Origin of the sequence: Enterobacter sp. BWH64 (assembly GCF_001037645.1) — a bacterium.
Taxonomy (GTDB): domain Bacteria; phylum Pseudomonadota; class Gammaproteobacteria; order Enterobacterales; family Enterobacteriaceae; genus Enterobacter; species Enterobacter hormaechei_C.
In genome coordinates, this window is the sequence record NZ_KQ089922.1 from 2,989,716 (window position 1) to 3,003,894 (window position 14,179).

The 14,179-nt window shown below is 55.9% G+C and carries 9 protein-coding genes and 1 pseudogene; all 10 read right to left on the reverse strand.

Annotated elements, in window-relative coordinates; all coding sequences use genetic code 11:
- Positions 1-32: 32 nt before the first annotated feature.
- The 10 genes and pseudogenes from SK50_RS14255 to SK50_RS14300 all read right to left on the reverse strand — a co-directional run bounded on the left by SK50_RS14255 (position 33) and on the right by SK50_RS14300 (position 14,042).
- Positions 33-299 carry a PAAR domain-containing protein gene (locus SK50_RS14255; protein WP_017382243.1) on the reverse strand — a complete coding sequence of 89 codons (267 nt, stop codon included), beginning with the start codon at positions 297-299 and terminating at the stop codon, positions 33-35.
- Between the two features lie 15 nt (positions 300-314).
- A complete protein-coding gene (locus SK50_RS14260; protein ID WP_032673231.1) occupies positions 315-2,687 on the reverse strand; it encodes a type VI secretion system Vgr family protein in 2,373 nt (790 codons plus the stop codon).
- Positions 2,684-5,329 (reverse strand): type VI secretion system ATPase TssH, encoded by a 2,646-nt coding sequence (gene tssH / locus SK50_RS14265; protein ID WP_047735461.1) that lies wholly within the window; start codon positions 5,327-5,329, stop codon positions 2,684-2,686. Before tssH ends, SK50_RS14260 begins: the two co-directional genes overlap by 4 nt.
- Positions 5,330-5,501: 172 nt before the next feature.
- Positions 5,502-5,993 (reverse strand): annotated as a pseudogene (gene hcp, locus SK50_RS14270) (type VI secretion system effector Hcp).
- Positions 5,994-5,998: 5 nt separating this feature from the next.
- Positions 5,999-7,705 carry an OmpA family protein gene (locus SK50_RS14275; RefSeq protein WP_048229579.1) on the reverse strand — a complete coding sequence of 569 codons (1,707 nt, stop codon included), beginning with the start codon at positions 7,703-7,705 and terminating at the stop codon, positions 5,999-6,001.
- Positions 7,702-8,391, reverse strand: a complete 690-nt coding sequence (gene tssL, locus SK50_RS14280; protein WP_015570416.1) for a type VI secretion system protein TssL, short form — start codon at positions 8,389-8,391, stop codon at positions 7,702-7,704. Before tssL ends, SK50_RS14275 begins: the two co-directional genes overlap by 4 nt.
- A complete protein-coding gene (gene tssK, locus SK50_RS14285; protein ID WP_017693345.1) occupies positions 8,388-9,728 on the reverse strand; it encodes a type VI secretion system baseplate subunit TssK in 1,341 nt (446 codons plus the stop codon). The genes tssL and tssK overlap by 4 nt, the downstream gene beginning before the upstream one ends.
- A gap of 15 nt (positions 9,729-9,743) precedes the next feature.
- The gene (gene tssC, locus SK50_RS14290) at positions 9,744-11,279 is read right to left on the reverse strand and encodes a type VI secretion system contractile sheath large subunit (protein WP_023324775.1); all 1,536 of its coding nucleotides are present in this window, start codon (positions 11,277-11,279) and stop codon (positions 9,744-9,746) included.
- A 40-nt stretch (positions 11,280-11,319) separates the two neighbouring features.
- Positions 11,320-11,811 carry a type VI secretion system contractile sheath small subunit gene (gene tssB, locus SK50_RS14295; protein WP_003856899.1) on the reverse strand — a complete coding sequence of 164 codons (492 nt, stop codon included), beginning with the start codon at positions 11,809-11,811 and terminating at the stop codon, positions 11,320-11,322.
- 614 nt (positions 11,812-12,425) lie between these two features.
- Positions 12,426-14,042 (reverse strand): peptide ABC transporter substrate-binding protein, encoded by a 1,617-nt coding sequence (locus SK50_RS14300; protein ID WP_017693344.1) that lies wholly within the window; start codon positions 14,040-14,042, stop codon positions 12,426-12,428.
- Positions 14,043-14,179 lie beyond the last annotated feature (137 nt).

The window sequence follows — 14,179 nt, forward strand, 5'->3', positions numbered from 1 at the left end:
TTTAATTAAGCCTGTAAATAAAAAATTCTTATTCAACCAGTGAAAAAATTAGAGCCTGCGATCACTTTATGGCCGGAACATAGACAAAGCACACGGTCCTGATCCTGTACCAGAACTATGCCATTACTGACGATACCAACTGCAGTGGCCAGGATGGGAAATGTTCCCTTACAGACAGTACAGATGGCTTTGTCATTATTTTGTGCCACCTGTTTTCCATCACTAAAATAATTCGCAGTTGCAGTAATTATTTTCCCATTACTCGTCCTGTCACCTAAAACGGCTAATTTTGTAGTCATCTTTTTCCTCAAGTATTAGCTAAGCATCACCACAGCCCCTTGCTGTTGGGCTGCAGAAATTACTCCAGGTTTGCAACCAGAAGGTAGCGAAAGCGTTGAATTTAACGTCGCCGCAGACTGCTGTTGAACCGCAATACATTTCAACGTGACGTTTTTGCCAGTACCAACTTCAACCCCCGCGTCACTTAACCGTATAAATGCCCCCCCACAAACCAAAAGGATTTCTTTTTTGGCTGATATGACAACGCTGTTGTCAGAACTGGCAACAGAAAGCTTTTCTTTAGCAAATAAATTCAGCGCGTCCGACTGTGCCTGAATATCTACTTTGCCCTCCGAGGCATACATTTTTATTCCCAGTTTGTGTGCAAATAAGCTCAGAATATCGCCCACCGCCAGGGTTAATTTTTTGGCAATGCTAATGTCTGCATTTTGACCTGCGGTAACAATTAGATTCTCCCCTGCCGAGACTTGTATGCTCGCGGGGGTGACCTGCGCAATTCCTGAAGGGGCAGACAGAAGTAACGCTTGCTGCTTAAGATCGCTAAGCGTCTGATTCATTAATGTTGTTTGTTTCTCAAGATCGGCTAATTCCGCCTGGGCTGCTTGAGCAGCGTGACGTAATCCAGAAGTCACCTCTCTGGCAGCGTCAAGTTCTTTGAGCGCAGCTTGCATTTCACGCTGCAGTCCCTTCGCTTTCGCCTGCCCGTCCGCCGAGATGAATAGTCCTTTCTGCGCCCGGATGGCCCCCCAGCTGTCCGTCCTGAGCTCAAACCCCTCACCGCGCTGCTGTTTCTCGCTGTCGACCAGGTGGCCTAGATTCAGCTGGCTCTTGCCGCCGTACTCCGTGCTGACCTTGATATGCTCTTTCCCGCGCTCGTCGTCGAGGCGGATTTTGTTGTTCGCCGGCGTGCGCAGCACGTTGCGTCTGTAGTTGCGGATGGTGACGTGGTCGCCGTGCGCCGAGTCGTGCAGCACACCGGCAATGTACGGCCGGTCCGGGTTGCCGTCCTCAAAGCCAATCGCCACCTCGGTACCCGCCAGCAGCGGCAGGTGCAGGCCGTAGGTATTCCCGGCGTACGGCCGGGACTGACGGACCCACAGGCTCTCGAACCCTGTCTCCCAGTTCTCACGGTCAAACAGCATGTTGACGCGGTAGCGGCCGTCTTTATCGATATGCCCGTAGATGTCATTTTCAGTGGTACTGGTGACGCGGGCCGGTAAGGTACCGGCCATCACCGGACGTGAACCAGGTTCCGGGCGGAAACTGAAATCCGGACTGTCCGGGATACCGTCAAACCTGACGCAAAAGTCCGCATCACGCTGCGCATGGCTGTGCATCGCCGTGACAACCACGCCCTGCGCAAACACTTCTGCCACTTCGTACCCGCCGGTGACTTTCAGCAGCATACCCGGTGAAAGGGCCGGGCAGCTGGTGAAGGCAACGGTTTGCGTCTGGCCATTCAGGTAGCGTTCGTGACGAATGCGGGCATAAAACGCCCCGGACTCCGGGGCCGGGTTGCGGTCATACGCGCTGCCGGGTGTCAGGTAGTTATCGGCCCAGTGATAGGCCTCACCGTAGGTGGTGGTATCCCCGCCGGTTGCGTCAACCCGGGTGTTCATATCCTCCGAGGCCTGACGGTAGTTGTAGTCGCAGGTGCTGACCTCCTTCTGTACCACGTTATGGTGGCACTCCATATCCCACACCGAGTCCACCCCCTGTGCGTGCTGCCCTGACGGCGGCACCGACGGCAGAGTCAGGCCTTTCTCATACCCCTGCTGGCTGTCGTAAAACTCCACCACGTCGATGTTCAGTCGCGTGTCGGTGGTGAAGCGGAACCAGATACCGACCTCGCCCAGCAGGCGGGTGATAAAGTGCAGGTCGTCCTCAGCGTACTGCATCACCTGCTCACGGCGCGGATACTCTTTACTCAGTGAGAACAGGAAGTCCTGGCCGCGCATGCCGTGGCGCTCGCGCAGGATTTTCTCCACAATCTGCGGGACGGACATATCCTGGTAGACGGCGTTCTGGTGCGAACGGCTGAGCAGGGCCAGACGCGGCTCAAGCGTCACTGCGTAACGGGTTTCATCCTTTGAGGTACCCAGACGTTCAAAACCCGTGACCACGCCCTGAATCACCCGCACCGGCTGCTGTATTTTGATGCCGTAACCCTGGTCAACCGGGGCCTGAAGCGTCAGGGAAGCCGCTTTCATCAGCATCATCTCTTTGCTGATGGCATGGTCCGCGCTGGTGAATTCAGTACGGTAGCTGAACGGTGTGCTCAGGGCTTCATCACCCTCAAACGCCAGTACATCAAGCTCTGCATCGCAGCCCTTCACCGACAGCAGGTGATGGCTGTGGCTGAATCTCAGCGGGGGATTGCTGCTCATGCGTGCACTCCTTCTGTCCGGTCAAACTCGAGCACTATGCCCTCTTCCTCATCCCAGCCGAGCGTCAGGGTATGCGGCTTCTGCCCCGCTGCCATGTGGGTCAGCAACTGCTGGCTCAGCACCGGCAGAATCTGCTGGTTCAGCAGGCTGTCGATATTGCGCGCCCCGGTGTCCGGCAGCAGGCAGGCATCGGTCAGTGCGTCGTACAGACTTTCGTGGATATCGGTCTTCATACCGTAGTGACGGTTGAGGCGTTTACTGACCTGCGCCAGCTTCATTTCCACGATGGTGCGCATCGCTGCCTGCGCCAGCGGACGGTAAATCACCGTCTGGAAGCGCGCCAGCAGCGCGGGCTGGAAGTGGTCCCGCAGGACAGGACGCAGCAGTTCATGCAGATCCGGCTCTGTCGCCTCCGGCTGTTCCTCCAGCATCTGCATGATGAGGTCGCTGCCGAGATTAGAGGTCATCAGAATCACCGTGTTGCGGAAGTCAATTTCCCGTCCCTCGCCGTCGCGCATGACGCCCCGGTCAAACACCTGGTAGAACAGGTTCATCACGTCCCGGTGCGCCTTTTCCACTTCATCCAGCAGCACCACGCTGTACGGGCGCTTACGGACGGCTTCGGTCAGAATGCCGCCCTGACCGTAACCCACGTAGCCCGGAGGTGAGCCCTTGAGCTGCGAGACGGTGTGTGGCTCCTGGTATTCCGAAAGGTTGATGGTGATAAGGGACTTCTCGCCGCCGAACAGTTCATCGGCCAGCGCCAGGGCGGTTTCGGTCTTGCCGGTGCCGCTCGGCCCCACAAGCAGGAACACGCCCTGCGGGCCGTTCTCCGGCGCCAGACCGGTTTTGCTGGCGCGCAGGCGCTGCGCAATGGCATTGAGAGCACTGTCCTGACCGACAACGCGTTTCGCCAGACTGTGCTCAAGGCTCAGCAGTTCCGTCTGCTCGTCCTTCATCAGGGAAGAGAGCGGTACGCCCGTCCAGTCGGCGATAACGGTGGCGACGGTACGCGCGTCCACATCCAGCCCCAGCAGCGGGGTATTCTGCTGCACGGCAGTAAGCTGCATCTGAAGGTCCGCAATCTCCCCCTGACGGGAGATATCCGTGCGGCAGGCAAGCAGTTCTTCCGTCAGTTTCAGCTCCTGGCCGTACTGGGCTTCCCGTTCGTCGAGCTGCAAAATGATGGCGACCTCTTCCTCTCCGATGGCGGCCAGACGTTCGCCGTGAGCGGTGTTGCTCACCGCGATATCCTCCAGCAACGCCTGCTTCTCCATAGTCAGTGCCGTGAGCTGCGCCTTCATGCGGGTCAGCGGCTCCGGCACCGTATCCAGGCTCATACGGACACGGGCAGAGGCAGTATCCAGCAAATCCACCGCCTTGTCAGGAAGCTGGCGTCCGGTCAGATAGCGTCTGGACAACGTGACGGCAGCTTTAACCGCCTCATCCGTAATGTGTACGCCATGGTGCTCCGCGTAGCGTGACTTGAGTCCGCGCAGCATCAGGCAGGCGGTGTCGTCGTCCGGCTCATCAACTTTAACCATCTGGAAACGACGCTCCAGCGCGGCGTCGCGCTCAAAGTACTGTTTGTACTCACTCCAGGTGGTGGCGGCGATGGTTCTGAGCTCACCGCGGGCGAGCGCCGGTTTCAGCAGGTTGGCCGCATCGGCGCCGCCCGCCTGGTTGCCCGCGCCGATAATGGTGTGCGCCTCGTCAATGAAGAGCAGAACCGGCTGGGGTGACTGCTGCACCGCGTCGATGATGTTTTTCAGGCGCTGCTCGAATTCCCCCTTCACACCCGCCCCGGCCTGTAACAGGCCGAGGTCAAGGGTGCGTACCGAGACCGGCTTCAGCGCGTCCGGCACATTGCCCTCATGAATGCGCAGCGCCAGTCCTTCCACGAGCGCGGTCTTACCCACCCCCGGTTCGCCGACCAGAATCGGGTTGTTCTTGCGGCGCCGGGAAAGAATGTCCACCATCTGGCGGATTTCATTGTCGCGGCCATAGACCGGGTCGATTCTGCCCTCACGGGCGCGGGCGGTGACGTCGAGGGTGAACCTGTCCAGCGCATTCTGCAACGCCGGGTTCAGCTCTCCTTTTATATCCGCATTCACCGGACGACCGACAAACTCCACCTCATCACCCTGCGTAAGCTCCGCTTCCTGCTGCACCTCCGGGCGTTCATCCGACTGCGCATCCAGAAGTCCACGCAGGCGCTCAAGCTGGCTCTGCGCCAGCGTCAGCAGCGGCCACAGGCCGTCGCAGCGCAGCAGTTTCGGTTTTTCCACCAGAGCCATCAGGAGGTGAATGCTGCGGATATGCTCTTCCTCCGCCAGCGAGGCGTGCAGCCAGGCATCCTGCATCAGTGACTGCACGCCCTCCGAAAGCTGCGGACGGCTGCGCACTGACCGTGGCAGGCTGTCCAGAAAACCCAGCATATCCTGCCATATCGTATCCATATCCCATTCGTAGCGCCGCGCCAGCACCGTCAGGTCGCCCTCACCCTGTTCCAGCAGTTTCAGCAGCCAGTGCTCAGGCAGGATTTCCGCATGGGCGCGGGTCTGGCACAGGGAAGCGGCCCCTTCCATCGCGCGGGCACAGTAAGGGTTAAGACGGCGTAACAGGATGGCTGGATTTTCCATGAGACTCTCTCTTTATCAGTTCCGGACACGCTACCGCCCGTCGCTGTTCCCTGTTATTCAGGAACCCAAAGCGCATCAGGTCGGGCAGGCAGATTGTGTTTTTCTTTGCTGACCACCCGTCAGTGCAGGCGCTCAGCAAAAAAAGCAGACGGCTGACCGTCTGCTCGGGGACTTACGCAGTGGCGCGTTCGTTCCAGGAATCGGAATGAATGATGTTGCCGTCCTTGTAGGTCCAGGTGATTTTTTCGTAGCGCAGTTCAATCTGCTCGAGGTGGTTGTGCTTCTCGAAAGCAGGATCCTTGATGTCATGCATCTTCGGATTCACTTTCACCAGCTTCACGTTCTCAAGCTTCGTGTTGAAGTACTCCACTTCCTGGCCTGCGTCATTGATTCTGTACCATTTGAACTCAGCAGATTTCAGGGTCTGGCCGGTCGTCACCGCCTTGTACAGGTACGGGCTGGAGGAGTCGATTTACTTGGTGAACAGGAACGGGGTGTGGATACGGGTGCCGGTCAGCTTGCCGGTATTGTTATCGGTCGGGATGTACAGGTTGTGCTCCTGGGCCACCACTTCGATACTGCCTTCACGATCCTGAACGTCCACGGACCCTTTGATGTCCGCGCCGCCGTCGTCCTTCAGCCACAGATAGACTGGAATTGCCATGTTAATTACTCCGTTACATTGTTATCAGCGCCATCATCCTGAGATGACGCATGGGTCGTGCCCGGCGCCTGACAGGCATTCGCCTGCGGTACCAGACTGATTTCGACACGGCGGTTCAGCGCCCGGCCTTCCGCCGTGTCGTTGGTGGCGACAGGACGGCTTTCACCATAGCCCTGCACCGCAAAACAGCTCTCCGGCACATCGCCGGTATCCCGCATCCAGTCGCGCACCGACTCCGCACGCTTAAGCGACAGCACCTGGTTGGACTGGTCATCCCCGGTGCTGTCGGTATGGCCCGCGACCACAATCAGCCAGCCGGGCTTCGCCTTGATCCCCACAAGCGAGTTCACCAGCAGCTTTGTTGAGGCGGGTTTAAGCGCCCACTTTCCGGTATCGAACAGCGACATGCTGTCGAGGCGGACAATTTTCGGTGCCGGTTTGAGTTCCGGTTCAGGCGGCGGAGGCGGAGGCACATAAGAGCGAATCGCATTCAGCACTGGCATACGCAGACGTCCGCCCTGATACAGACCCAGACTCAGCCGGGCCGGTACACCGTTACGTGCATGGTCGTCCAGCAATGCCGCATCCTCGCGCAGCACGGCAACGGCGTCAGCTTTCGGCCCGAAGTCATTCATCGGTATACGTTCATAGCGTGCAATATCGAAGCTCACGCGTTGCAACAGCTGGCGATTATTCCAGCCACTGCTGAGTAGCGCAGCAATGGTCGCCAGCGTGAAGATTCCGAGCGCACCGCGCCAGGTTCGACCATGCGGTGTCAGGCCTCGTCCTTCTGGCAGTAAAGGGAGGACAAAATTCGGGAACAGGGAAATAACCGTACTGTCCGTTCCCGCCGGCTGCCAGCCAGACACCTGCTGCATCGCAGTATGGCGGGACAACCACGCTGTCCAGACAGAGGTGGCCATGCTTCCGGCCAGGATCGGGCCCAATCCCCACAGAACCGCAACAGGTTCAATGACAGGAATATCGGGGTTTTCATCCATAAGGACAGCCTGGACGTGCTGTTGGAACCAGCTCATCAGGCTGTTCATCAGCACCTGTTGCTGCATCGCAGGCGTTCCGCCAGTATTAACCCATTCAGCAACTGAGCCAGGCGCTGAAGTCCCACTCCAGACCTTTACCCCTTCCCCCAGGATCGCCGTCTGCCAGAGCATGTCATTCATCATCGCACTGCCGACCTGTCCATTCAGAACCAGTGGCACAGAATGGCCGGTTGCTTTACGCAACCGGCTAATATGCCAGCGCAGGGCAAGCAAACGACTGGTAAGGCGCTCACTGTCAGGGTGCTGCTGCGGACAAACACTGACCATCACTGACAGCTGACGTCCCCAGTCGGGGCGCAACCACAGTACCTGACGGGCGGCCTGCTCCAGTTCCAGATGATCCTCCACACGGATCCAGCAGCCCTGCGTGACAGTAAGCACAGGTGACTGATGCGGCCAGGCAAGCGGCAGATCGCCACAGACCAGTACCACGGGCTGACAATAATTGGCTTCAGGCAGGTCATCCAGACACAGGGTGAAATCGTGCTGCACGCGACGGCAGGCGACAGCCCAGAACGCTATGATGAGTCCCAGTACCGCCAGCAGGACGAGAATGGAAACCAGACGGGATGCTGGCAGAAACCACAGGCAGACCACTGCACTCAGCAGGGCAGCCCAGAGCGCAAGCCCGCGCTGTTGTGCAGGGCTCATTTCACGGCTCCCGGCAGCAGGGTAAGCAGTGTCTGATCCAGCCAGCAATCCAGTCCCCACCATAATGCGGTGACCACCACCACACTCAGGCCAATGCGCATAGGCCATGATGCCAGCCACCCCCCTATCCCCCGTCCGGCATGGCTTTCCGCCAGAACGGGATGGGGTTGTGAATAGCTGAACGGCGCAACATATTCATTCAGTGCATTCATGAGTTTCTGCCGCTCAGGATCGTTCAGGGAGCGGAAGTTGCCGAGGAATCCGAGCATCATGACTCGCTGGAAGCAGGTCACAACGGCGTGGTCAGGAGCCGGTTCACGCAGCACATCACGCATCCGATCGCATAACGTGTCACCGGCGTCCATGGTGCCAAGAAAGTATCCCTGTAAGGGAATGTCATACCACTGTATACAGGCGTCATCCTCTACACCGCGACCTTTGACCGCCTCATCAAGCAGCGCACACTGTGCCGTAAGGATATGCTGGCAGCTGGCTTCATCGAGTTCGCTCGCTTTCAGTTCTCGCTGCACACGCCCGACATCATCAATGCAGCGCTCCCAAAGCGTACGACCTTCCCCGTCCTGGAATGTCGGGCCGTGACGCAGACTGATCACCTGTAGCCAGGTGTCCTGTAACAGGGCATCAATATCAATGAACGCGGCAGTAGCGCGTTTACGATCATTCATGTTCTCAGTACCGCAAAGAGTTCAAGTTCAGGCTCGGCGAGCATTCCCGGAACGTAAAACATACAGGTGCCGCTCTGGAACATTTCGATGGCCAGAGGATGAGAGACATCAAGGCTGAAATACTGATTTTCCAGACGTAGTGGAATGGCTGCCGGCACATGGCGCAGCGGCATCAGAGGGACGCCCACCCGCGATGAATTGACGATACTCCTGACATGATCGGGACTGCCGACCTTGCACTGACGCGGGAACTGCTCCTGCAATTGTGCCACCGGCATCGGTGAACGCACGGAGAGGTAATAATCAGCGCCTTCGCGCAGACGTGGATCATGCAGACGGGCCTGCCAGAAGTGAAGCCGGTCATCATGCTCAAGCTCAATTGCCACCACCCGCGATGGCAGGCTGGCTTCCAGAAGATCGCCAAGTAAATCAAACAGCGGCGGGAAGACGTTATTCAGCTGCTCATGCTGCCATGCCGGGATCGCACTGACCTGATGCTCCAGCGAGAATGTCAACAGGCTGCCTGCAAGCCTTGCCAGCTCCGGATAGAGACGCTCAGGCGGGCTTTGCGGGTGGCGCTGAAACTGACCCAGCACGGGCTCAGCACTGTTCAGGGCATTGAGCAACCAGAACAATGAAACATCGGCTACGGCAAAATCCGCCATGCGCTCATTACTTTCCCGGCGCATGTCCATCAGGCGGCCCAGACGGGCGCGCAGTTGCGTCAACAGTTGCCCCAGCTGGGTCATCAGCCAGCGGCTGCCCAGCAACGCCAGCAGCGGCGGAAGGTATGTCTCATCAAGTGCCCAGTTCCCCTGCGAATCTTGTTGCAGGCGGGCAACCGGACAGGTCAGGTAATCGCTGTTGTTCTGATGGGCAAATCGCAACGTCAGCTCTGGCCGCATCACTGCAATCTGGCGGGTATCATCGCCAAAAAGGTTGCGGACATCCCGCCAGCGCTGGCGATAGCGAACAGGACGCGCGGCCACCTCATCGGGCTTAAGGCAGTTGCCACCATTCGCGCGCAGCAGCGGAAGAGCCAGAACCACCACCACGTCCTGTGTTTCACTCTCAAGCGCCAGCACCGGTGGCAGGTCGTCAGCATTATCCGTATCGATTAATGTCCCGTCAGGGAACCGGAGGTGCAGATGACGGGCCTGTAGACGGCCCAACTTCAGTACATCCGGTTCGAAAGTGGCATTAATCACCCCCCAGGGATGGGAGAGACCCAGTCGGGCGATACATTCCGCAGACCAGGCCGCATAGGCGGCCTGTTGCTGGAAGTGCTGGGGAGAGACCATCTGGCCCCTGCCCCATAACGGTTGTTCCGTTTTCATGCTTCCTGCCTTACGTTACGCTTTCGCTTTCGGCATCTGGCTCACCAGAGACAGGTTCACATCCATGCCTTCCACCTGGAAGTGCGGCACCGCAAACAGCTTCACGCGGAAGAAACCCGGGTTGTCTTCGATATCTTCCACCACCACCTTCGCGTCACGCAGCGGATGAGAAGCCTGCAACTCATCGCCCGGATCGGTCATTTCCGTCACCAGACTACGCACCCAGGTATTCAGCTCCAGCTCCAGCAGACGGCGGTCCTTGGTGGTGCCAATGTTCTCGCGCTGGATGAGCTTCAGGTAGTGCGCAATACGCGACAGCAGGAAGATATACGGCAGACGGGCGTTGATGCGGCTGTTGGCCGTGGCATCTGCGGTGTCATACAGCGCCGGTTTCTGCGCGGAGTTCGCCGAGAAGAAGCAGGCATAGTCGCGGTTTTTGTAATACGAGAGCGGGATAAAGCCGAGGTTGGCAAACTCAAACTCGCGGGTCTCCGGGATCATCACCTCAGACGGGATTTTCACCTGGTTGCCGGTACCCAGATCGTACAGATGAATAGGCAGGTCTTTCACCGCCCCGCCCGCCTGCGGGCCACGGATCTGCACGCACCAGCCGTTATTGATGAAGCTCTTCACCATGTTTGACGCGAAGGAGAACGACGCGCTGGTCCACAGGTATTTCTCGTGATCCGGGCCTTTCACCTGCTCAACGTAGTTAAAGCTGCGTACAGGTACGGTGTCCGGGCCATACGGCAGACGCCCCAGCACGCGCGGCATCACGAGGCCGATGTAGCGGGCGTCGTCGGTGTCGCGGAAGGATTTCCACTTGATGTATTCCGCGCGGTCGAAGTAGTTGCCGATATCCTTAATTGCAGCCACCTCTTCCATGGAGTCTTTCAGGAAGAATTTCGGCCCGACAGAGCCAATAAACGGCATATGTGCGGCAGCTGACACTTTAGAGATGTTGCGCAGCAGCGCCACATCCTGCGGGCTGGCGTCAAATTCATAGGATGAAATCACGGAACCAATCGGCTCTCCGCCCGGGGTGTCGTATTCGGCGGTATAGGTGTGCCAGTAGAGGCCGCTCTGGATAAGTTCCGGCGCGTCTTCAAAGTCCTGACGCAGATCTTCTTTCGACACATCCAGAATTTCGGTTTTCACGTTCTGGCGGTAGTCGGTGCTGTCCACCAGCTGCTTCAGGCCGCGCCACAGGGACTCCACCTTCTGGAACTCCTGGTGATGCATTACGGCATCCAGCTGACGGCTGATCTGGAAATCCAGCTCAGCGATATGGTGGTCAATCAGCGTTTTGTCGAGCTTCTCCACCGGCTGACCGGATTTGCGGATGCAGTCCATAAACACCTGCATCGCCGCCGTCAGGCGTTCACCCGCCGGAGCGTCAGAAAGCGCGGCGTCATCCAGAAACGCATTGATATCCCCCAGGCTGGAGGCCGGGGTCAGGTTGATTTTTTCAAACAGGGAGGCGTAGACGCCCTCTTTTTCCAGTACGGTGGTCTGCCCCTGCGCGGAGGCGGTTTCAGTATTCACAGACATCAGCATATTCCCGGTTAATCCATTAAATTACACATGCCGCTTATTTCGGGGCCAGTGCACTCATTTCGTCGCGTAATTCCTGAGACAGCGCCGGGTCTTTAAGAATTTTCTCGAGTTCTTTTCTGAAAGTGGCGTTATCAAGGAGATTGGATTTGAGGTCGCGTAATAAATTACGCATGGCCAGCATGGCGCGGAGCTGGGGGATCTGGCGGGCAACCTGTTCAGGTTCGAAATCCTTAATATCGGAGAAATTCAGTTTTATGCTTTCTTCCGAACCATCCCCGGCCATTGTGTTAGGAACCGTCAGATTCACTTCCGGGTTAAATTCCGAAAGTACGCTGTTGAAGTTATTTTTATTGACGTTAATTTTCTCCCTTTCCGATAATGGGCGATTCTCTTTTCCATTACTGAAATCACCGACGGTGAGGAGTTTAAGCGGCAGTTCGATTTTCTTCTGCGCGCCACCTGTATGCAGAGCCAGCTTTAAGTTTATGCGTGCCTTGGGCACCTCATTCTGGAATGAATCGGCCATAGCAGTCCCTTTCTTTAAAAGAAATAAATGTTAAGTGAGTGACGTTTCTTTACAAAACCATATTAGAGCAAAAGCCCATTTAAAATCAACTTCCCAGATCAAAGATCTACCATTAGACTTTTCTTAAGAATATTCCACTAAATAATTGTACTCATAAATGCCATAGATACATGATACACAGTAAAAATTAACTATTTATTCACATTAATTTGGCAGAAATGACTGCTTTGATTGGAAATATTGAACTTATTGTTCCATGAGGTTGAATAATTGATTTACATCAATGCATTTATTAACGCGTCCCGTAACAGTGCAGAGAAATAAGGTTTTAATTCAATAAATGGCCTGAATATGAAAAAATCCTGTATCGGACAAATTTAATCTTAAAAACAGTAATGACTACACTGCTACAGGAATGGCGAATAAATGACTACGCGTTTTTCGATAAACGGGAGGAAGAATCTCTCTGAAGATATTCATCATGACAATGAGTGATGGGCTGATATGAAGGGGATATTCGGAAATAACCAGGCTGTAAAACTATCAACCCTGAGAGCGGGCGCTTATGCGGTTAATGGATGTTAACCATAATCACGTAGCGCCCTGAGCTCTTTTTAGTGCTTTTCAATATACATTGTACGGCTGTACGCAACATCCTCTGGGTTATTTATCGGATAACCTTTAACCCATGGCTTGATGAGACGGCCATTGGTGTACTGATAAATAGGGGCAATCGGTGCTTTCTCGGTGAGGATCTTCTCGGCCATGTTGTAGTCGGCATTACGCGCTTTTTCAGTAGTTTCGAGCGTCGCCTGATGAATAATCTTATCGTAAGCAGGATCGTTGAATCGTGAGATATTCCCGCTGTGGGAGGAGGTCAGCAGCGACAGGAATGTCGACGGCTCATTGTAGTCCCCTACCCACGATGCACGGATGACGTCAAAATTCCCGGTATTGCGGCTGTCGATGTAGGTTTTCCACTCCTGATTCTGCAACTTAACGTCAACACCCAGATTTTTCTTCCACATGGATGCGACGGCAATCGCAATTTTCTGATGGTTTTCAGACGTGTTGTACAGCAGCGTTAATTTTAGCGGCCGCTGAGGGCCATAGCCTGCCGCCTGCAACAACGTTTTCGCCTGCGCATTCAGCTCCTGCTGCGTCATCTGCTCAAATGGCGAGGCTTCCGGCGTAAAACCCGCAGTGACATCGGGAGTAAAATGCCAGGCCGGTTTCTCACCGGTCCCCAGGACTTTCTCCGCCATAATACGTCTGTCGATAGTCATGCTGAGCGCGAGACGTACGCGGGCATCCGCGGTTGGGCCTTTTTGCGTGTTAAACGCGTAGTAATAGGTCCCAAGCTGTGGCGGTGTATATACCTGACCCGGAATATCTTTAAGCAGCTTCTGGTACATGTTTTTCGGAAACGATTCTGTAATATCGATATCGCCCGCCAGATAGCGTTTGGTCGCTGAGGACTCCTGGTTGATTGGCACAAAGGTGACTTTTTTAAGCACCGTCCTGCCGTTATCCCAGTAATGAGAATTTGGCTCAACCACCAGTTTTTCATTCACCACGCGATCTTTCAGCACATACGCACCGTTGCCAATGAGCGCGCCAGGGCGCGTCCATTCCTTACCGCTTTCCACATTGGCCTTTTGAACAGGATAAAACGCGAAGTTAGCCGTCAGATTGCTGAACCAGGGCAGCGGTTTGTCCAGCTGCACGCGCAACGTTTTAGCATCCACCGCCGTCACGCCGAGGGTATCCGGAGCAGCTTTGCCGTCGATAATGGCCTGGGCATTGTTAATGCCCGCCAGCGCCGCAAACCAGGCGAAAGGTGACGTTGTTTTAGGATCAACCAGACGACGCCAGCTATAGACAAAATCTTGTGCCGTCACCGGGGTTCCGTCAGACCACTTAGCGTTATCCCGCAACGTGAACGTCCAGACGCGGTTGTCATTGCTCTGCCAGCGCGTCGCCACGCCGGGAACTAACTCCCCTTTTTCGTTCTGATTTACCAGCCCTTCATAGAGGTCGCGGATCACCTGTATCTCGGGCAACCCCACCGCTTTTGCCGGATCGAGCGAAGCGGGCTCATCTTTAATATGTCGAACCAGCTCCTGCTTTTGCGCCAGAACCGTTCCTTCGGGAACCTCCGCGGCATATGAAAGTGAAGAAAGCCCGCACAGCCACAGCGCAGTACAAAGAAGCGAAACAGGATGCTTCATACGATCCCCTTAATGATGTCAGGTAACAGGCAGATGCGTAATTATTTGTTTCGAAACGGAGAAATGCAAATGCTTCCTCCGGAAAGTTGATGTCAGGCAATTTTCCACACACACGGAAACTATTTGATTAAGCGCGG